The sequence below is a fragment of the Chthoniobacterales bacterium genome, from assembly GCA_018883245.1.
Lineage (GTDB): Bacteria > Verrucomicrobiota > Verrucomicrobiia > Chthoniobacterales > JACTMZ01 > JACTMZ01.
On record VEQL01000001.1, the window covers coordinates 1 to 18,979 of the forward strand.

An 18,979-nucleotide genomic window follows, 5' to 3' on the forward strand; every position below is an offset into this window, starting at 1 on the left:
TGGTGCGGGAGGAATTCGTATTTTGGCCTTTCACGGAAATCATCCGCGGCGAAGGGCACTACGTGGTGCCGGACTATTCCTTCGGCAAGCGCAGCATGTGGCGCATCACCCTGCCGGACGGCAACACGATCACGATCGCACAGAACCATGTCGAATCCGGCGGCCTGCAAGCGAAGCTAACCGACGACGCCGGCGCTCCCTCCGTGACAGAAGAGCCAGCCGCCTAAAGACAAAACCCGCACGTTGCCGCGCGGGTGTCGCGAAGTGAGCAGCGCTTTGGTCGCTTAAGAAACCTTCGCGCGCTTGCGCCAGCGGGCGAAGGCCGCACCGCCGGCGAGTAACGCCGCCGCGACCCAGGTGCCGGGTTCGGGGACGGCGGCGGCAAAGCGATCGTCATAGCTCTAGACCAAAGACAATCCGTCATGCCGCTGAAACCGTGACCGGCCCCGCCCTTCCCCACACCCGCGCAGCCACGCACGTTCCCGTGACATGGTCATTGACACTTGCGGCACGCCGTCGATGTTCATTTTGTGTCTTCCGAGCGAGCACCGATCATCTACCTGATCGCCGGTCCTAACGGTGCGGGCAAAACGACTTTTGCCAAGGAGTTTCTGCCCTCCGCGCATGTTGTCGAGTTCCTCAACGCAGACCTCCTCGCGGCTGGACTCTCTCCTCTGCGCCCAAAGGCGATGTCTGTCCGCTCAGCGCGGCTTATTCTTGCGCGATGGCGTGAGTTGGTCGCCATGCGCCGTGACTTTGCCTTCGAAAGCACGCTGAGCGGCCGCACCTACGCATCCATGCTTATGGAGGCGAAAACCGCCGGTTACCGCATCCGCCTTGCCTACCTTTGGCTGCCGCACGTGCGGATCTCGCTGCGCCGTGTGAAACAAAGAGTCCTCACTGGCGGCCACGATGTTCCGGAGCGTGATGTGCGGCGGAGATTCATTCCGAGTCTCGTCAATTTCTTCCACAAATACCTCCCGCTCGCCGATGAAGCTCTCCTCTTCGATGCCGCATCGCATCCTCCACGACTGATTGCCCGCTGGGCAGGGGACCAAAAAGAGGTTAAAGATGAGGGGATCTATGAAGGCGTCGTTCGCCAAGCCAAAATCTGAATCCCGCGCCAAGCGTTCGTCCTCGTCGGACTTCACGCGCAAAGCCGTTGCCGCCATGCGGCGAGCGCAGAAAGTCGCCGAACGTGAAAATGCGCGCTTCGGGCTCAAGTTGGTCGTCCAGGAATGCTAATACCAAAGGCGAAAGGTTTTTTACTTTTCACCACCTTCGGTAGGGACGGCTGGCCCAGCCGTCCGCACGCCAAGCAGAGAGATGCAGCAGTCCGGTGGCCTCCTGCTCGTAGAGCCTACGGCTCGGAGAGGCCAGCGGACCCCACCGCGAGAGAATGCTGTTAAGTTAACGTTCTTGGGGACGTTGTTATGAGTGCAGCTTCGTTCGCTGAGCCGACCCCTCGACAAAAAAACACCCACACGTTGCCGCGCGGGTGTCGCGAAGTGAGCAGCGCTTTGGTCGCTCAAGAAGCTTTCGCGCGTTTGCGCCAGCGCATGAAGCCTGCCGCAAAAGAGCACGCTAAACGGCAACCATCGTCATGCCGAAGAAAATGTCCCTCAGGCTGAAGGCTGCCGACTGACCTCTGAAAACTCCGCGCCTTGCGCGTTTCGATACGATCCAGATTTGGAAACCGCGCTTGGTCACGAGGTCAGAGGCTGGAAGGGGGAATCCACGTTTGCGATACCTCCCCTCGCACGCTAATCTTCCCTCATGAGCACCTTGGCCGAAATCGAACAGGCCATTGAAAAATTGCCGAACGAGCAGCTTTTTCAACTGACGGACTGGATCTCCGAGCGCTTTTCCGACGCGTGGGATCGTCAGATCGAGCAGGATATTGTCGCGGGTAAACTCGACGACTTGGCCGCGGAAGCGATCGCCGAACATCGTGCCGGCCAGAGCTTTCCCATGCCGGCCGATAAAGAGTAAAGCGGGCCAGAAGTTCTGGAAAAATTTCAGGCAACTTCCGGTGCCCATTCAGAGGTTGGCCGCCAAGCAATAAAAGCTGTGGGCCAAAGATCCCGGACACCCTTCGCTGCAATTCAAGAAAGTGCAGAACTATTGGTCTTGCCGGGTCACGGATTCTTATCGCGCGCTCACCGTGGTTGATGGTGATACGGCGCTCTGGTTCTGGATTGGCTCGCACACCGCGTATGAGCGACTAATCAAGCGGCGCTGAAGCCGCCCCGACTAACGCGTTCCTGCACGCCCACATCCTTGCGCTGACGCGCGCTTGATCAGTCCTCGGCCTGACTGCACTCCCAAAACGCGCGGGGAGTCATGATCGCTGCGCCCTTGGAACTTTTCAGCACCAGCAAGTCCTTGTCGCCTGTCACGATAGCTTGTGCAGCTCCCGGCGAAACCAACCCAAGCACGATGAGGTCCTTCGGATCGCGACACGTCTTGGGATCAAGTTTCTCGGGCCTCACGAGATCGACGTGTTGTCGCAGGAACTTGACGTATTCTGCAACCACGCGGGACGGAACCTTGAGCTTGGTCGTGAGTTTGGTCTCCACCTCATCGAGAATTCCCTCGCCCGCAATCAGGCTGTGTCGCTCAAGGCAAAGTTCTACGATCGCTTCGCACAGACCGCGGGAGGCAACCGCTGCGATGAATACGTTCGAATCAAGGATGACCCTCATGAGAGAGCCTTGAACACATCCTCGTCACTTAGGAGCCCCTGGGCCTCGGCAAACGGCAGAATTTTTTTCCGGACCGCGCGAAATTTCTCCACGGCCACGTAGCGGCGCAATGATTCACGGACCATGTCGCTCACGGCCTTGTTCTCCCTGCGACTGAGCTTGTCGAGGTCGCCCTTCAGTGTGTCGGGTAGGCGGATGGTCAAAGTTGTCATAACGTGTAAGACACCGTAGTGCGTCTTGGCGAAGGAGTCAACCCCACGCTAACGGCGACTCAGGGCGCGTCACAAATCCCACAGCAAAAACAAAACACCCGCACGTTTCCGTGCAGGTGTCGCGAAGTGAGCAGCGCTTTGTCGCTTAAGAAACTCTCGCGCGTCTGCGCCAGCGAACAAATCCCGCGGTCAGCGCGAGCAAGGACGACGCGGCCCATGTGGCGGGCTCGGGGACGGCGGCGGTGGCGTTGATAGACCAATAAACGTTCGAGGCTTGCGTGGTGTCCTGGATGTCGCCGCTGGCGCCGTAATCGGGGAACATCAGGCCGAGGTTGGTGCCGCCATCGATCCACCCTTGGATCAGCGAGGGCGAGAAATCCCATACCACCGTGTCACCCGAAATGGTCCCCGTGGAAATGGGTGAACTCGCCCAGTTGGTGCCCGCCGCGCCGCCATAATTGAAGTTGTTCCATGTGACCGTCGCGGGGTTGTAAGCGGTCAGAACTTCATAGGCGCCCTTGGCTCCCAACGAAATATAAGGACCATAACTGTCCACGTTCGTGCTGGAACCGACGATGAGTTGCACCGAGTTGATCGTGTAGTTCGCGCCCAGAGCGCCCACCAAAGCGTTTTCGAAATCACTGCCCGGGGTGTAGATCATAGAGCGCTGGTAGTTGTAATTGGGCGCAGGATTGTAATGAGTGCTGAAATAGTCGTTCAGGAAAACGGTATCTTCGAACGGATACCAGACGTAGCTGATGATCCGGTTCACATACGTCGGATTCATGACGATAAGTTCGGCCCGCGAGGAGACCGCCCCGAGAAGAAGACATGCCCACACCAAGAAAAAATTGCGGAGGTGACAGAGCATTTTACGAAATTTTCGCCCGTCTGTTCCAGCGAACGTAACCCGCCGCACCGAGGAGCATCGCCGCAGCGCCCCATGTGCCCGGCTCGGGGACAGAGCCTGCACCGGGATCCTGGAGAAAAGTGATTGCATCTGCACTCGTGGAGGCCATGACGAGGTTATCGTAGGACTGCACGCCAAATTCCCCAGCCAATCGGAGCGAGCGGATGGCCTGGCTCGAGGTGTTGCCGAGGTCGAACCCGTAAACCACCGCGTTGGACTGCGAGACACCCTGGAAAAGGGGGGACGTGAGATCGGACTGCACCCAGAGGTCCGCCGTGTCATAGACACCGCTGGCACTGTTGTCGTAGACATGGGCGAGGACGGCGACCTGCTGTCCGTTGGTGAGCGCAAACGAGTTTGTCGCCCATCCGCTCCAGTCCGAGTTTATCAGCGTTACGTTCGGCTCGGCGGATGCCACTTGATAGGACCCAACCTGCCCGAACCAAGGACCGGTGTATTGGACTTCAAGATTGTTCGTTCCGCCCATGAGACCGACGCCGCCCAACCACGGTGTGCCGGAGTCGTTGCGGAGCAGAAATCCCAACCACACGCTGGGGTTGACCGAGGCTGCCGCGGGCATGACCAGCGTGGCCGGATAATTATAAGAGGACAGGTAGGAGCCCATTGACGTGCCTCCGACAACGAAGGGAGCCGCAGCCTCGAGCGTCGCGCCGACCGATGCGGGAGGAGCGTTCAATTGCGAAGTCCAACCGCTCGTGCTGTCAAAGCTGCTGCTGTAAAAAATAATTCCCCCGAAAGTGGTTTGCGCGAGCAGCAAACACGCGAGAAATACGCATGACTTCGACGCCGCATTTTGCATAGCAATCAAATGCGCTTGCGCCAGCGAACAAATCCCGCGGTCAGCGCGAGCAAGGACGCTGCGGCCCAACTGCCGGGCTCGGGAACAACACCGCCGGTGATCGGGCCGATGCTGTTGATCGCGTTCGCCGGATAACTCGGCGCGTTCGTCGAAAGACCGAAGTAGATGCTGTCGATGGCGAAATCGTTCCCGCCTTCGGCGGAGACCGTGTTGCGCAGACGGAAGGAAATCGTGGTCGGCGCGGACAGGAAATATCCGTCGCGATAAGTCAGATACCAAATGTCGATGGAATTCGTAGGGATAGTGACGGAGGTGGTGAGTTGTTGCCACGCACCCGAGTTGTTCAGGCTCATCTCGAAGGCCAATTGCGGCGGCGCGGCGGGATAGACGCTGGCGATATAGGCTTGGAAGCGGTAATAGACCGGCGCATTGGTCGTGCTCACGGTGATGTCGCCCGGATTGACCGTGATCGTCTGCATCCAAGGCGAAGCGTTGGTGTCGGTCGATCCGTTGGCGGCAAGATAGTTTGTGCCGCTCTGCGCGGAAAGACTGCCCGCCCCGGCCCAGATGGAATGCACCTGATTCAGGCTCTGGATGACGCTGTATTCGCCCGCATTCATGAGACCAGGCGAGTTGGGGACTTTGTAGGTGTAGTCGCTGGTGAAGCCGGTATTCCCCGACTCGAAGCTGCCGTTGACGATGAGATTGGCGTGGCCCACAGCGAGAGTAGAGAGGAGCCAAACGGCGGCGGAGAACACGCCAAAGCGCATAACGTAATATTCGTAAAATTTACCCTCTTGTCAAACCGCCGCCGCGCTCCCGGAAGAAGCCAATGCCACGCGTTGACGCGCACCGCAGGCCATGCGAGAACAGGCTCATGAGTCGCAGTCGGCCCAGCACAAAGCCTCGCTCCAGCGCATCGGCCGCCGCCGCGCGCCGCTCCGATATGCGCCGCATCGAGGCCATGTCGGTCGAGGAACGCATCCGCGCGGCACTTGGGATGCGTCGGCGCTTCGCCCGGCTGAGCCCCGCCCCAATCACGGCTTGAGACCGGTGGAAACGCCGCCGGACATTCTCGACGCGGCGGAAAACGTGCTGCAGATCATGCAACGGCATCGCATCGATGCCGTGGTCATCGGCGCTGTGGCCTTGGCGGCCCACCGCTACGTGCGACAGACCGAGGATCTCGACATGGCGGTCAACGCCGATCTGGAACACCTGCGGCTGCTTGCTGCCACGCTGAATACCGAGGGGTATCGTGCCTCACTGCACGAACCCGACGCACAGGATGCACTGGGAGGCGTCATCGATGTGGAGGGCCCGTTCGGCGTTCTGCAGATCATCAGTTACGCGGGTAAATTTCCGGCCGTCATTGAGGATGCTTTACGCGAGGCCAAGATGTCGGTGCGCGCAGGCAGTCCATTGAAGCTTGTTCCGCTACCGCACCTCGTTGCACTCAAGCTCTACGCGGGCGGGATGAAGTCGAAAGCGGATGTCGTCGAAGTGTTGTTGCGCAACCCCGATGCCGACCTGGATGCCATGCGCAGGCTCTGCGCTTCGTATCGGTTGGCGGGTCTGGAGGAACTGATCGACGAGGCGAAGTCTCAGGCATCCTGAACAAAACAACCGCACGTTTCCGCGCGGGTGTCGTGAAGTGAAGCGGCGCTTGGATGACTACGAAACTTTGGCGCGTTTGCGCCAGCGCATGAACGCCGCGCCACCGACGAGCAGCGCCGCCGCGGCCCATGTGCCGGGTTCGGGGATCACTGCAGCCGGCGTGTATTCGTAAGTGAGGTTGATGGTCCCTCCTGCCAGGACTCCAGCAGTATCCGTATTAAAAGCCGTGCCGCTGACGGCGAGACTTACCACACGCAAGAGGCTGCTATTAAAGGTTCCGCCGCCGATCGCGCTGTAGTAAGCAGCATTGGCAAGTTGATCACTGCTGAAACTGGACTCGTTGACACCGGCACCACTTAATAGAGTGAAGGTTTGCAAGGTGTCGGGGGCTATGGTTTGCCCCGAGGTAGAGACTGGTGAAGTGCTCAGCGGGTCGATCAGTGAGCCATTGATGCCGGTCGGCGCGCCCACTCCCGAAAAGGTCAGGCGTATGCGTCCACGAGAATTTAGAACCAGGGTCGCCGGAGCCTCGAGATCGAGGTTATCAACATCGTAGGAACCGCTGAGAACCCCCGTTGCTTCGAGTGTGATCGCTGTGAGTGTTCCAAGGTTCAGGTCAAATTTGTTCCAAGTAAGGAGGGCCGCCGTCGAACCCACGTTGCTGTAATTTTGCGTCTGCAAAACGATCGCAGAGTGGGCACTGACAACGGAAAGCATTGCAGCGGCGGCGAGGGCAAAGGCTTTTTTCATGGGTTACGAAATTTGCATAGGAAAATAACACCCTTGAAAACCAAGTCAACGCAATATCGTAACTTTCATGTTGCTTGGACAATTCGCTGTTATCAAGTGCTTTACACATAATTTGGTCACAGCTGGAACCTGTTACCCCTTGACTGAGTCCGGCCCGAATTCTTGACCTACGCCAAAAAGGCTTTCGGCTCTCGTTCACAGGAATCTTTTCGCTTTACGGTCCGTATAATATGCATAACGATCTGTCATTATTACGCATCGGTTACCCCCAAGGGCAATAGCTGATGCTCAAACCAAAAGCTCGGACATTTCCCACCACCGTGAATACCCCGCAAGCTGCCAACTACCTGACGGAGAACCTACTGGTGGGCACTTACACGATGATTCAATCGGCCACGGGCGGAATGGCTCGGTTCGCTTTTGTGAACAAACGCTTTCTCGACCTGACAGGACTCGACCGTGAAACGGTCACCGCAGATCCTTTGAGCTTCTTTGCCTGCTTCCACCCCGGAGCCGGAGAAGGAGGGCATATTCGGCCGGAGTGAGGAGATCGGGATTGATGGAAGCGGCGGCACCGCGGGCTCTCGCTGTATCGCCATTGGCGGCGAGGACGGCGGCAAGGACCGACAGTTGTCCGGGCGGGAGGCGGTCGGCAAAGACAGTGATGTCGTCGAAAGTTTTCAGCGCTTCGGTGGGCTGGTTGCTTTCCAGCAAATTCAGGGCGTGGGTGATGCGAAAGGTGACATTGGCAGGCTCGGCCGCGCAGGCCGCAGCGGTGTCCTCGAGGCTGACCGTCCCATCTCCGATCAGCGCGGAATAGCGCAGGTAATCCTGCACGGCAATACTCTGCGGCGAGGCGCCGCGGGCCCGCTCAAACGCGGCGGACAGAAGCGAGGCGCGGCCGTTGCGGCTGAACCGATCGCGGGCTACGCGGAAAACATAATCAGTCACCGCCGGATCGCCGCAAAGCTCGGCCAGTTTTTCATCGACCACATTGGAAGCACCGAGCGAATCGCCCGTCGGAACAATGAATTCAAGGCGACCGCTCTTGGCCGCAGCGTCCATCGCTTCGCGAAGGGCCTGCGCTCCTCCCGCATCGCGTCCGCGCGCGTATTCCGCACGGGCTCTCACGGCAAGGAGCACGTCCGCATCGACATTGCCTCGGGCCTCGACTGCAGCGAGCACGGCATCGAGGTTCGACATGCCGAAGAGCGCTTCGGTGCGCGCCCCGAAAGCGGCGGTGGATTCTCCGGCTTCCTGCGCGGTGATGAGCGTGAGCGCTTCTTTGGGCATCCCGACACCGGTCAACCAGAGTGCATAGGCGGCGCGGCGCTCGAGTGGCGCGGCGTCGAAGATCGGACGCAGTTGACCGTGGATCTGCTGCGGCGTTTTTTGTCCGGACCGCACAAGCACGGCCGCCGCCGGCAAGAGCGCGGGATTGTCGGTATCGATTTTTTCCATGGCGGCGGCCGCCCAGCGCTGGCGGTTCGCCGGTGTCGCGTTGAACTGATTAAGCCCGAAGGCCAGGGCCTCGTTGCGCAACGGCGTGTCGAGCAAGCCGTCGATCAACTCCACCGTCTCGGCCGCACCGGCGACGGCTTCGGAGCTGGGTGTTTTGCCGGGTCCCGACTCCGGCTGGTAGCGTTGCACAAGCAGACGGGCCAAGGCCAAGCGGAGCGCGGGATCGTCCGAAGCCCGGGCCGCGATGCGTGCTTCGGTGACGGCACGGTCGATATCGCCTTTGCGCAATTTGCGGGCGGTGCGCAGCGATCCCGCTTCCGAAGAAAAACCGGCTTTTTCCAAATCGGCGACCGCTGCGTTGAACCGGGTATCGTCGCTGAAACGCATGGCGATCTGAGCCCGCGACTTGAGATCCTCCGGTGTGAGATCGCTTTTGACCGAGAGCTTTTCGTAGTGGTCGAGCGCATCGGCCCGGCCCATGGCGCCCTCGATCAAACCAAGCACACGCAGCACTTCGGGATCCTCGCCGCGCAACTCCTTGGCCGAGTTGATCTGCAGCCACGCCATGCGGTAGTTGGCTTTTTCGAAATTCTCTTTCGCTTTGGCGGCCAGATCGCGTGCGCGCCAGCCGGTGAAAAAGTGGTAACCTGCGGCACCGACCAGACCGACCAGCAACACCGCGACGACGAAAAAGATCAACGCGCGACGGAGCTTCAGTTGGCTCACGCTTTGGGTGGCATTGCTACTCATGACGGGCGATTTTCGGGGCGAACGCTCATCGGGTAAAGACCGCGCGGCACGCTTGATGAAAAACCCCATCCCTCGCCTGCTGGGCGGATGCGTGAGCCGAAGATTGAAAAATCTCAGGAAACCTTCGCGCGCTTGCGCCAGCGGGTGAAGGACGCACCCCCAGCAAGCAACGCCGCTGCAGCCCACGTGCCGGGTTCAGGGACGGCAGCGGGCGCAGAAGTGATCTCGAGGTATGTCTGTTCGGGCAGGACGAATCCACTATAGCCGAAGGTGTAGCCGGTTCCCGTGGCGGCACCGCCGATGTTGAAGAAGCCGCTGCCCCAAGCCGTTTGCAGATCGGACAGACCGGAGACGTTGAGTTCGATGATCATGTAGTTGCCGTTGTCCGCCGTGGAATATCCCGTCGAGCCGTAGGAAGTGCCGCTACCGAGGTCTGAAAAGACGCCCACACCCGGGGTAGTATTGCCGGAATTCAGGGTGGCCTGGCTCGCAGGGCTGACATCGTAGATGGTGAAAGTGCCACTGCCGGTGACGCCATCGAGTTCGTTATGAAGATAAAGTTTTGCCGAGGTGATGGTGGTTGGACCTTGACTGGCGAGATTAAATCCAAACCAGTTGTTGTAACTGCCTTGCTCCGCTTTAAAATTATTTTGCTGATACGCACCGTTTCCGATGCCATTGCTCTCAACATTGCCGCGGTAGGTTACCGGAATAATAAGGGCGGCTTGCAGCGGGAGGGCCATTGCAACCAAGGCGAGAGTCAGCGTGAGGATATTTCGGTGGAGAGACGTGCACGTGTTCATGAATCGAATTTCCCCTCGCAGCACGTGGAACGACAATGGAAATGTGACGAATCCGTAGAATAGCGTGACGAAACGGCTGGGCGCGGGGAGCACTGGTGACCCCCGCAGCTTTTCACTCAAGCGTCAAACTCAAGTCTCCGCCCTCTCTTTCGCATTCAACTCGCCTTCTATCCTCACCGTGCAACCGGTGGCCCGCGTTTTTTGACTCGCGCCTGCCAAGAACAAAACACCCGCACGTTTCCGCGCGGGTGTCGTGAAGCGAGCGGCGCTTTGTCGCTTAAGAAACTTTCGCGCGCTTGCGCCACCTCATGAAGCCTGCGCCGCCAGCGAGCAAAGCCGCCGCGGCCCACGTGCCGGGTTCGGGCACCGCGGCTGGACTGGAAGCAAGACCCACTGCACCGGAGAAACCCGAGCTAAACTCGGTCGGCAATCCGGTGATCGTTCCCATCAGGGACAGTGAAGCATCGGACAAGTTGACCTGATACAGACGATTTTCGTTGAGCAAGTAGGAGTTCACTCCGGAACTAAAGAGGGTGTTCCACCCGTTCTCGTCATAATTTGTCCCCGCGAAATCACCGACCGGCGTGTCCGTTCCGCCGGCCGTGATACGGTAAAGCGAACTGGGATAAGAGGAGGCAAAGTAAAAATTTCCGTCGGAGGCGTAGGCCAGACCGCCACCGAACTGCGAGTAAAGCGAGTTAACAACCGGCGCAGTGCTGGTGGTCGAGCCTGTCGAGGAATCGAGCGTATACCAGTCGGTGCTATACGCTCCGTAGAGATTGCCCGAGTTGTCGAAGGACATACCGAAGAGTGTGTCCATGGCCCCGAGGCTGGAGCCGCCGACGACGCCACTGGTGCTGACCGTGCGGTATTCGTTGAAGAAGTATTGCACATACATCTGCGAAGTGACCGGGTTGAGGGCGAGATTGGCCAAAGGCTCGGACGAGGCGCTGCCCAAACTGGTCCAAGCATATTGGTAAGAGCCTGGTGATCCGGTCGGGCTGCCGAGGTCGAAGACTCCGAATTGGTAGCCGCTGAAGGGCGGACCTTCCGCGTAGCTGAGTCTCGCAACCGCGTAAATCGGGGTGACGATGGACGCACGGAGCGAAGTGCCCAGCGCCAGAGTAACAAAACAAACGACGGCAAGGATCTGGAGGATTTTTGTTTTCATGCGTTTGACGGTATTTTTTTCAACATCTCTTGTTCCTCTTGTCATAGCAAGGTCATGAATTGCGTTTCCGCCAGCGAACGTAACCGGCAGCTCCGACCATCAGCGCCGCCGCGGCCCATGTGCCGGGTTCGGGGACGGCGGCGGTGGCCGAGGTGAATACGAGGTTGAGGTTATTTCCGCTCTTCACGATAGAAAAGCTTCCGCCATCGAGCAGGTTGGCAAATCCGGCGGTGCCGTTGATCGCGTTGGTGTTGATCAAAAATTGGCTGGTGCCGCTGTAGCCGCTAATACCGCCCGATGCGGTGGCGATGGTCCAAGCGTAATTCTGCGCCGGGTTGAAGTTGATCGCTTCGCCTTCCACGTCGGGTGTGACCTGCGACAAGGACCATATGTTGATGTTGAATTCGCTGCCGACGGAAAGTGCGGAAAGGTCGAGTGTTCCGGTGACGGTCAACAAGTCCCAGCCTGTGCCGGCGGCGCCCGCTGCGTTATAGATCTGCCAGTTGTAATTGCCGCCGGAAGACCAGTTCAGGTCACCGTTGATGGTGATCGTGCCTGGCGAATTACCGGGACTGATGGTCGCGCCGTTGGCGATGGTCGTCTCACCGACCGTGCCGCTGCCGCTCAAGACCGTGCCGGTCGACATGGTGACGGTGCTGTTGGAGATGGAACCGTTTACCTTGAGCGTGCCACCCGTGACCGTGGTCGAACCGCTCAGATTGCCGTTGCCGGTGATGGACAATGTGCCGCTGCCGCTTTTGTTGAAGTTCTCGGAACCATTGACCGCAGAGAGGTTCAATTTGCTGTTGGTCGCAACGATGACTTGGGTGGCGCGGGCCAAAGAGACAGCCGGACTGACCGTGTGCTCGCCCGCTCCGTTCGAGATGATGGTCTGCGAGGCGGTGGGAGTGCCCATGGTGATAGAACCGCCCGAGCCCTGTGCGATGGTATAGGAGGCTGACGCGTTGGAGAAAGCGAGCAGAGTGAGGACGGGGATTTGCCCGTTGAGGCTCACGGTGCGCGCAGTGCTGATCGCACTGCCGAAGCTGGCCTGGTCGTTCGTGCTGAGCAGAGCGCCATCGATGCCGGGCGTGCCGCCGGGGACATCCCAATTGTCGAAATTATTCCACGATCCTCCGGCATCGGTGTTCCAGAATGCCTGACCGCTATAGCCTTGCGCGCTGACGTTGACCACCTGCGTGCCGATGTTCGTTGCGGCGAGTCCGCTTGTGCCGGTGCCCGAGGATTGGAAACCGAGGGTGACCGAACCGCTGTTTGCTCCCACCGACGCGACAGACCCGAGGCCAAGAGTGATGTTTGCGTTGGCACCGGCGGCGATGGGGCTGCCGGGAATGCCGCTTGCCGTGGCACCGCCGGTATTTCCGCTGTTCGCCACAGCCAGACCTTCGCTGAATCCATCCGCCGTCGCCGTGTTGGTGATACCAACTGTCCCCGAGAGCGAACCCATGTTCGTGGTGTAGCCGATATGAAAACGACCAAGGCTGAGGTTGGTGGTGCTGACGGCGTCCTGCGCCAAACGGTAACCGACGGCGTAGACATTGATATTGGTTGTGCCGATGTTGGTCGCAGCGAATCCGCTGGTGCCGGTGCCCGAAGATTGGAAACCGAGGGTGACCGTGCCGCTGTTGGTGCCCGCGGTGGAGACGCTGCTCAGACCGACCGTGATGGTGGCATTGCTCCCAGGGGTGATGAGCGAGCCGGGGATATTGGTCACGGTGGCACTGCCGGTGATGGCGCTGTTGGAAACTCCAAGCTTCTCGCTGTAACCGTCGTTGGCCGCCGTGTTGGTGATGCCAACGGCGGAGGTGACGTTGCTGGCGCCGAGGCGGAAATTGCCGAGCGCGACATTCGTGGTGCTGACGCTATCGGTGGCCAAGCGGTAGCCCACGCCGCTGACGGTGATTTGTTGGGAACCGACGCCGACCGGATTTGTGCCCAAGCTGGCTGGACGCGTGGAGGCTGTGCCGTTGGAAACGGAATTATAGGTCAGCGAGATCACGCCCGAATTGGAGCCGACGTTCGCGGAGGACATGCCTACCGTGAAGTTGGTCGTCTGGCTTACCGAAACGGGATTTGTGCTCAGGCCGGAGACGGTCGCTGAGTTTGTTGTGCTGGTGGCGGCGCTCAGTCTTTCAGTGACAACGCCGCCAGAAGCATTGGTCGCGTAGATGGCGTTGTTCGTCAGGGTGACTAACGTGCTCAATGTCTGACCGATGCGATAGTTGCCGTAGTTGATGCTGTTCGTCGTGATCTGGTAGTCCGCGAGCACGAAGCTCGCTTGGAAATTTGTGCCGGCCGTTCCGCTCGTGTTGTTGTCTTGCACCCAGTAAGTCAGGGGCAGCGGAGCGTTGTTGGAATCGATCAAACCGAGAGTGCCTTGGCGCAGGGTGTATTGCGTGCTGCCACCGGAGGCTGCGGAAGTAGAAAGAGTCAGTGAATAATTGCCATTGGTAAGATAGAGGCTGTTCTGGAACAGCAGGTTGAACAGTCCCATGCTGGATCCGATGTTGGTCGCGGCCACCGTGAAGTTTGTCAGCAGCGGGCCAGTTGCCCCCAAGCCACCGTAAATCGCGACACTGAATGGCTGCGTGGTGCTGTTGCCACGGTCCATGTAGATGCCGATGTTGGTCAGCAGGGCTGACCGCCGCCGAGAGTAGTGATGCCGAAATTGTAGCTGTAGGACTGATTCGTGTAGAGCTGCGCAATGGCCGAGCCGGAGTTCGAGGAAATCAGGATGCTCTGGGCCTGGACGGAGGAGGAGATACCTGTCCACAAGCCGGAGCAAAGAGTAGCGAAGAGGCCAACTCTGAAAGCGCAACCTACGGCACGAAGTATGAAACAACTTTTTGTCATATCTCTGATGTCGGTAAAATAGTTCACTTCTGTGTGTTTTTCAAACGGTTGTGACGACGAATTGCGCGCGACGGCTGATTGTTTGCTAAAACTGCATAAGTGGGATGACCGCAGAGCGGATCGACCATCATAACGAAGCACAATCCCCTGCGATCGGATGAGCCATGGGTCGAAGAAAAATCAGGACAGCTTGGCGCGTTTCCGCCAGCGGATGTAGCCCGCCGTTCCGGCGAGCAGCGCCGCCGCGGCCCATGTGCCGGGTTCGGGAACAACACCGCCGGTGATCGGGCCGATGCTGTTGATCGCGTTCGCCGGATAACTCGGCGCGTTCGTCGAAAGACCGAAGTAGATGCTGTCGATGGCGAAATCGTTCCCGCCTTCGGCGGAGACCGTGTTGCGCAGACGGAAGGAAATCGTGGTCGGCGCGGACAGGAAATATCCGTCGCGATAAGTCAGATACCAAATGTCGATGGAATTCGTAGGGATAGTGACGGAGGTGGTGAGTTGTTGCCACGCACCCGAGTTGTTCAGGCTCATCTCGAAGGCCAATTGCGGCGGCGCGGCGGGATAGACGCTGGCGATATAGGCTTGGAAGCGGTAATAGACCGGCGCATTGGTCGTGCTCACGGTGATGTCGCCCGGATTGACCGTGATCGTCTGCATCCAAGGCGAAGCGTTGGTGTCGGTCGATCCGTTGGCGGCAAGATAGTTTGTGCCGCTCTGCGCGGAAAGACTGCCCGCCCCGGCCCAGATGGAATGCACCTGATTCAGGCTCTGGATGACGCTGTATTCGCCCGCATTCATGAGACCAGGCGAGTTGGGGACTTTGTAGGTGTAGTCGCTGGTGAAGCCGGTATTCCCCGACTCGAAGCTGCCATTGACGATGAGGTTGGCCAAGCCGGTGTGCGCAACGACGCTCACCGTGACGAGCGCGAGTAGAAATTTGGCGGTATTCATCGAAACAAGACTCGGGTCGGAGCCGTGAGTGCAATTTACGTCCTTGGGAGTGACTCCACAATACCCACTATAGGGTAAAATCCACCGGCAGCCTGATTCGTAAAATTACAAGCCTTACAGCCTACCCCGCGTAGCGTGCGAACTTCGTCTCCAGCGCGGGCGGGATGTGCGCCGTGACCAGGGCATCGTCGCCTTCGTAGCGGATTTCCACCACGTGACCCGCGCGATGCAACTCGGCGAGCGCGGCACTGTCGGACTGAGGGATGCGGAACTTCTGGCGCATGCGCCATGAGGAAAGCTGGTTTTGCAATTCATCGACAAAGTCAGCGAGATTTTCACCGGTCTTCACCGAGACGGCGACGCTGTGCGGGTAGCGGGCCAGCGCGGCTTCGACGGCCTCGGGATTTGTGACGCGGTCGATCTTGTTGAAAACGACGAGCGTGTGCTTGCCGTCGGCCTCGAGTTCGCGGATGACGGCGTCGGTCGCGGCGATGTGTTCCTCCCACTGCGGATGGCTCACATCGACCACATGGACGAGAAGGTCGGCGGATTTCAATTCCTCGAGCGTGGCCTTGAACGACTCGACGACCGTGTGGGGGAGCTTGCGGATAAAGCCGACGGTGTCGGTGAAGAGGACCTTCAATTTGTTGGGGAGGACAAATTGGCGTGTGGTCGGGTCGAGCGTGGCGAAGAGTTTGTCCTCGGCGACGACGCCGGCGTTGGTGAGACGGTTGAGGAGCGACGATTTTCCGGCATTGGTGTAGCCGACGATGGCGACGACCGGCCATTGATGACGGGCACGGCCTTCGCGCTGGATGGCACGGTGTTTGCGCACTTCTTCCAGCTCGCGTTGCAGACGCGCGATGCGCTCCTGCACACGGCGGCGGTCCACTTCGAGCTGGGTTTCACCCGGACCACGCGTGCCGATGCCGCCGGTCTGGCGGGAAAGGTGCGTCCACATGCGGGTGAGGCGCGGCAGGAGGTATTGAAGTTGCGCGAGTTCGATCTGGAGGCGCCCCTCGCGGCTTCGCGCGCGACGGGCGAAGATGTCGAGGATGAGCTGGGTGCGATCGAGAATTTTCTTCGAAGTGACATTCTCGAGATTGCGCCCCTGGGCGGGAGACAATTCGTCGTCGAAAATGATGGAGCCCGCACCGTGCTCGGCGCAACGGGCGGCGACCTCCTCGGCTTTGCCTTTGCCGATGTAATAGGGGGCGGTGGGGTGCTGGAGTTTTTGCGTGACGGTATCAACCACGGTGGCCCCGGCAGTGGCGGCCAGCTCGCGCAACTCGGCCAGCGATTCCTCGAGATCCCACTTGGTCACGCCATCGTGCTCCAGCCCGACAAGGACGGTTTTTTCCGTGGCTTTGGGAGGGGGGGCAGTGACGATCATGAAAGGCCCAAGCGGAGGGCGAGGCGGTCCAATGCGGCGGGCGTCACGGTGGAAAGATTTTCTACGGGAAAAGTGGACTTGGCCCGGAACCACGTCAACTGCCTTTTGGCATATCGGCGGGTGGCGGCGGTGAGAAGTTCGCGGCATTCATCGAGCAATATTTTTTGCCCGAGGTAATCGTTGATTTCACGCCAGCCGAGAATCTGCCGTGCTGTGCCGCCGGCGATCGACTGCGCGGCGCGGACCTCGTCGATCGCCCCGCGTGCGAGGCGTGCGTCCACCGCGGCCGCGATGCGCGCGTGCAGATCCCCGCGGTCGCGCGTGAAAACGACGCCGCGCAAACCTTCTGGGATGGCGGGCGGGACGAGAATTTCCGACGCGGGGCGCCCGGTTTGCAGACAAAGCTCGAGGCGACGCGCCACGCGGCGGGGATTGTGCACGTCTATGACACTCAGGCTGGCGGGATCCAGTTCCCGCAAACGCGCGAGCATTTGCCGCAACGTCATGGCTCTCACCCCGTCGCGGACAGCGGGATCGATCGCGGGCAAGTCCGGCAGGCCGGCGATGAGCGCCTGGAGGTAAAGTCCGCTCCCGCCGACGACGAAGGGAATGCGGCCGCGCGCGGCGATGTCCGTCACCGCGACGCGGGCCAGCGCGGCATAGCACGCTGCGTCCATCTCCTCCGCGCAGGAAACGGATCCGAACAAGTGATGGGGGACGGACGCCTTGTCTTGTGCGGCGGGCTGCGCGCTCAGCACGGGAAATTCACGGTAGAGCTGGAAGGCATCCGCGCAGACGATTTCGCCCCCGTGTTTTTGCGCCAGACGCAGCGCGATCTCCGACTTTCCCACCGACGTGGGGCCGGCGACGAACACGGCGCGTCGCAAAGCCGTCCCTGCGTTCACGGGAAATAAAGGCGCCCGTTCCCGGCGATGAACCGGGGACGGGCGCGATGATTTTTCAAAGCAAGATCAGGCCTGCCGGGCGGACTCTTCCTGCGCCGCCGCGATTTCCCCGGCGGGCGCGGCATCGCCGCTTTCCCGACCGATGGCACGATCCGGGGGCAGCTTGGCTCCGCTGACGACGAGCTTGCGGCCCATGTAGTCCTTGTCATGCAACTCGTCCACGGCGCGTTTGGCCTCGGAGACGCTCGTCATCTGGACGAAGCCGAAACCCTTGGAGCGCTGGGTATGCTTGTTGGTGACGATCTCGACATTGGCCACGGTTCCCACGCCGGAGAAGAGATCGAAAAGATCGCTCTCCGCGGCGTCGTAGGACAGGTTCCCGACGTAGAGGCGCGGCGACGTGACTTCGACGGCTTCGGGTTTCCGCGGTTCGCGGGGCGTGCGCGGCTCGCGCTGCGGACGGGCTTCGCGGGATTCGTCGCGGGTGCGCTCGCGGCGCTCCTGTCCGCCTTCCGACGGTTTCGCGGGCTGCGGCGCGAGGCCGAAGAACGCTTTGATTTTATCCCACAGGCCGGCCGGCTTGCGGGGTTCGCGGCGGACGTGAAACGTGTCGCCTGAACGTGGACGTGAGGACGAGCGGGAACGACCACCGCGACGGCGGCGACGCGATCCCGGACCGGAATGACGTGATTGCATTTGAGTATTCGATGCTGTTTGTGGTGATTCGCGGGGTGCGCCGATTGCGCATAGAGATGATCCCGCGGATTGTGGTCGGCTGCCGCGCCATCCCAGCGCTGTATCCCGCCGATGCGGGTGAAGCCGTGTATTTTCCGGGCAGGAAACCGCAGAGGTCGGATTTGGGGCAACCGAACTTGCAAAGTGCCTGCAGCCAAGAGGATACAAATACCATGACTGTGACCTCGGAAAAGACCACGTAAATTATCCCCCACCCCAAGCGGAAGCAACAAAGAAAATCGCCGCTGAGAGGCGGCGATTTCTTGAGACAGATTCCGGACCGGATTTACTCCCCGCCCGGTGCACCTCCCGGAGGTGGTCCGTCGGGGCCATCGTGCTTGGGCCGGATTTTCTCGATGAGAGGAGCGAGGTCCGGATTTTGTTTCACCATGGCCGCCTGCATGGCCTCGTGCATTGCGCGTCTGGCCTCGCGCTTGGCCTCCGGGGTCTGGGCCGCCTGCATCTTTTCACGGGCTGCGGCGACGGCAGGATCGCTCTTCGCCGCCTCGCGGGCCGCTTTGAGCTTTTCTCTCTGGTCGGGCGTGAGCGAGTCGAAACGGTCGCGCATGCCCTTGGCCTCGGTGCGGGCCTGCTTGATCTTTTCCAGGACGGGAGCAAGGCCCGGATCCGCCGCCACGATGGCTGCGTCGAAGGCTTTCTCGAGTTGATCGTTCAAGGCCTTGTGCGACTCGCGCAAGGACTTGATGGTCGGGTCGTCTTTGACTTTCTCGCGGGCCGCGGCCAAACGCTGGGCCTCATCGGGCGAGAGCTTGGCTTCGATCCAAGGCGGGGGACCTTTTTTATGGGGACCGCCAGAGTGGCCCGGGCCTTGCGCCTGTGCCGTCGGCAAGGACAATGCGAACGCTGTGCCGCAAATCGCGGCGGTGATGAGATGTTTCATAACACTGGCTGAAAC

The 18,979-nt window shown here is 60.1% G+C and carries 17 protein-coding genes and 2 pseudogenes; 4 read left to right on the forward strand and 15 right to left on the reverse strand.

Features of this window, described 5'->3' with window-relative positions; all coding sequences use genetic code 11:
- Positions 1 to 284 precede the first annotated feature (284 nt).
- Positions 285 to 377, reverse strand: a pseudogene (locus tag FGM15_00005) (PEP-CTERM sorting domain-containing protein).
- A gap of 153 nt (positions 378 to 530) precedes the next feature.
- Between FGM15_00005 and FGM15_00010 the strand changes: the two are divergent.
- From FGM15_00010 to FGM15_00020, 3 genes and pseudogenes are all read left to right on the forward strand, one after another.
- Complete coding sequence (locus FGM15_00010) at positions 531 to 1,115, forward strand: hypothetical protein (protein ID MBU3664249.1); 585 nt, start codon at positions 531 to 533, stop codon at positions 1,113 to 1,115.
- A 661-nt stretch (positions 1,116 to 1,776) separates the two neighbouring features.
- Positions 1,777 to 1,992, forward strand: coding sequence for a hypothetical protein (locus FGM15_00015; GenBank protein ID MBU3664250.1), 216 nt, complete (start codon positions 1,777 to 1,779; stop codon positions 1,990 to 1,992).
- Positions 1,982 to 2,242: pseudogene (locus FGM15_00020) on the forward strand (hypothetical protein). Before FGM15_00015 ends, FGM15_00020 begins: the two are co-directional and overlap by 11 nt.
- A gap of 58 nt (positions 2,243 to 2,300) precedes the next feature.
- Here FGM15_00020 and FGM15_00025 read toward each other — a convergent pair.
- From FGM15_00025 to FGM15_00040, 4 genes are all read right to left on the reverse strand, one after another.
- Positions 2,301 to 2,705, reverse strand: coding sequence for a putative toxin-antitoxin system toxin component, PIN family (locus FGM15_00025; protein MBU3664251.1), 405 nt, complete (start codon positions 2,703 to 2,705; stop codon positions 2,301 to 2,303).
- Positions 2,702 to 2,917: a ribbon-helix-helix protein, CopG family gene (locus tag FGM15_00030; protein MBU3664252.1), complete on the reverse strand. Its 216-nt coding sequence runs from the start codon at positions 2,915 to 2,917 to the stop codon at positions 2,702 to 2,704. The genes FGM15_00025 and FGM15_00030 overlap by 4 nt, the downstream gene beginning before the upstream one ends.
- 145 nt (positions 2,918 to 3,062) lie before the next feature.
- Positions 3,063 to 4,139 carry a PEP-CTERM sorting domain-containing protein gene (locus FGM15_00035; GenBank protein ID MBU3664253.1) on the reverse strand — a complete coding sequence of 359 codons (1,077 nt, stop codon included), beginning with the start codon at positions 4,137 to 4,139 and terminating at the stop codon, positions 3,063 to 3,065.
- A gap of 513 nt (positions 4,140 to 4,652) precedes the next feature.
- Positions 4,653 to 5,417, reverse strand: a complete 765-nt coding sequence (locus tag FGM15_00040; GenBank protein ID MBU3664254.1) for a hypothetical protein — start codon at positions 5,415 to 5,417, stop codon at positions 4,653 to 4,655.
- 274 nt (positions 5,418 to 5,691) lie between these two features.
- On the opposite strand from FGM15_00040, the gene FGM15_00045 reads away from it, so the two are divergent.
- Positions 5,692 to 6,264 (forward strand): hypothetical protein, encoded by a 573-nt coding sequence (locus tag FGM15_00045; protein ID MBU3664255.1) that lies wholly within the window; start codon positions 5,692 to 5,694, stop codon positions 6,262 to 6,264.
- A 57-nt stretch (positions 6,265 to 6,321) separates the two neighbouring features.
- Here the strand turns inward: FGM15_00045 and FGM15_00050 are convergent, their stop codons facing one another.
- From FGM15_00050 to FGM15_00095, 10 genes are all read right to left on the reverse strand, one after another.
- Positions 6,322 to 7,014, reverse strand: a complete 693-nt coding sequence (locus FGM15_00050) for a choice-of-anchor E domain-containing protein (GenBank protein MBU3664256.1) — start codon at positions 7,012 to 7,014, stop codon at positions 6,322 to 6,324.
- Between the two features lie 468 nt (positions 7,015 to 7,482).
- Positions 7,483 to 9,225: a hypothetical protein gene (locus tag FGM15_00055; GenBank protein MBU3664257.1), complete on the reverse strand. Its 1,743-nt coding sequence runs from the start codon at positions 9,223 to 9,225 to the stop codon at positions 7,483 to 7,485.
- 113 nt (positions 9,226 to 9,338) lie between these two features.
- The gene (locus FGM15_00060) at positions 9,339 to 10,028 is read right to left on the reverse strand and encodes a PEP-CTERM sorting domain-containing protein (protein ID MBU3664258.1); all 690 of its coding nucleotides are present in this window, start codon (positions 10,026 to 10,028) and stop codon (positions 9,339 to 9,341) included.
- 277 nt (positions 10,029 to 10,305) lie between these two features.
- Positions 10,306 to 11,244, reverse strand: coding sequence for a PEP-CTERM sorting domain-containing protein (locus tag FGM15_00065; GenBank protein ID MBU3664259.1), 939 nt, complete (start codon positions 11,242 to 11,244; stop codon positions 10,306 to 10,308).
- Between the two features lie 7 nt (positions 11,245 to 11,251).
- Positions 11,252 to 13,831 carry a choice-of-anchor D domain-containing protein gene (locus FGM15_00070; protein MBU3664260.1) on the reverse strand — a complete coding sequence of 860 codons (2,580 nt, stop codon included), beginning with the start codon at positions 13,829 to 13,831 and terminating at the stop codon, positions 11,252 to 11,254.
- 422 nt (positions 13,832 to 14,253) lie between these two features.
- Positions 14,254 to 15,030, reverse strand: coding sequence for a hypothetical protein (locus tag FGM15_00075; GenBank protein ID MBU3664261.1), 777 nt, complete (start codon positions 15,028 to 15,030; stop codon positions 14,254 to 14,256).
- 121 nt (positions 15,031 to 15,151) lie between these two features.
- Positions 15,152 to 16,423: a GTPase HflX gene (gene hflX, locus FGM15_00080; GenBank protein MBU3664262.1), complete on the reverse strand. Its 1,272-nt coding sequence runs from the start codon at positions 16,421 to 16,423 to the stop codon at positions 15,152 to 15,154.
- Positions 16,420 to 17,328, reverse strand: coding sequence for a tRNA (adenosine(37)-N6)-dimethylallyltransferase MiaA (gene miaA, locus FGM15_00085; GenBank protein ID MBU3664263.1), 909 nt, complete (start codon positions 17,326 to 17,328; stop codon positions 16,420 to 16,422). The genes hflX and miaA overlap by 4 nt, the downstream gene beginning before the upstream one ends.
- 66 nt (positions 17,329 to 17,394) lie before the next feature.
- Entirely contained in the window at positions 17,395 to 18,024 is a 630-nt protein-coding gene (locus tag FGM15_00090) for a hypothetical protein (GenBank protein ID MBU3664264.1), read from the reverse strand.
- Positions 18,025 to 18,349: 325 nt separating this feature from the next.
- Positions 18,350 to 18,964 (reverse strand): hypothetical protein, encoded by a 615-nt coding sequence (locus FGM15_00095; GenBank protein MBU3664265.1) that lies wholly within the window; start codon positions 18,962 to 18,964, stop codon positions 18,350 to 18,352.
- Positions 18,965 to 18,979: the final 15 nt, after the last annotated feature.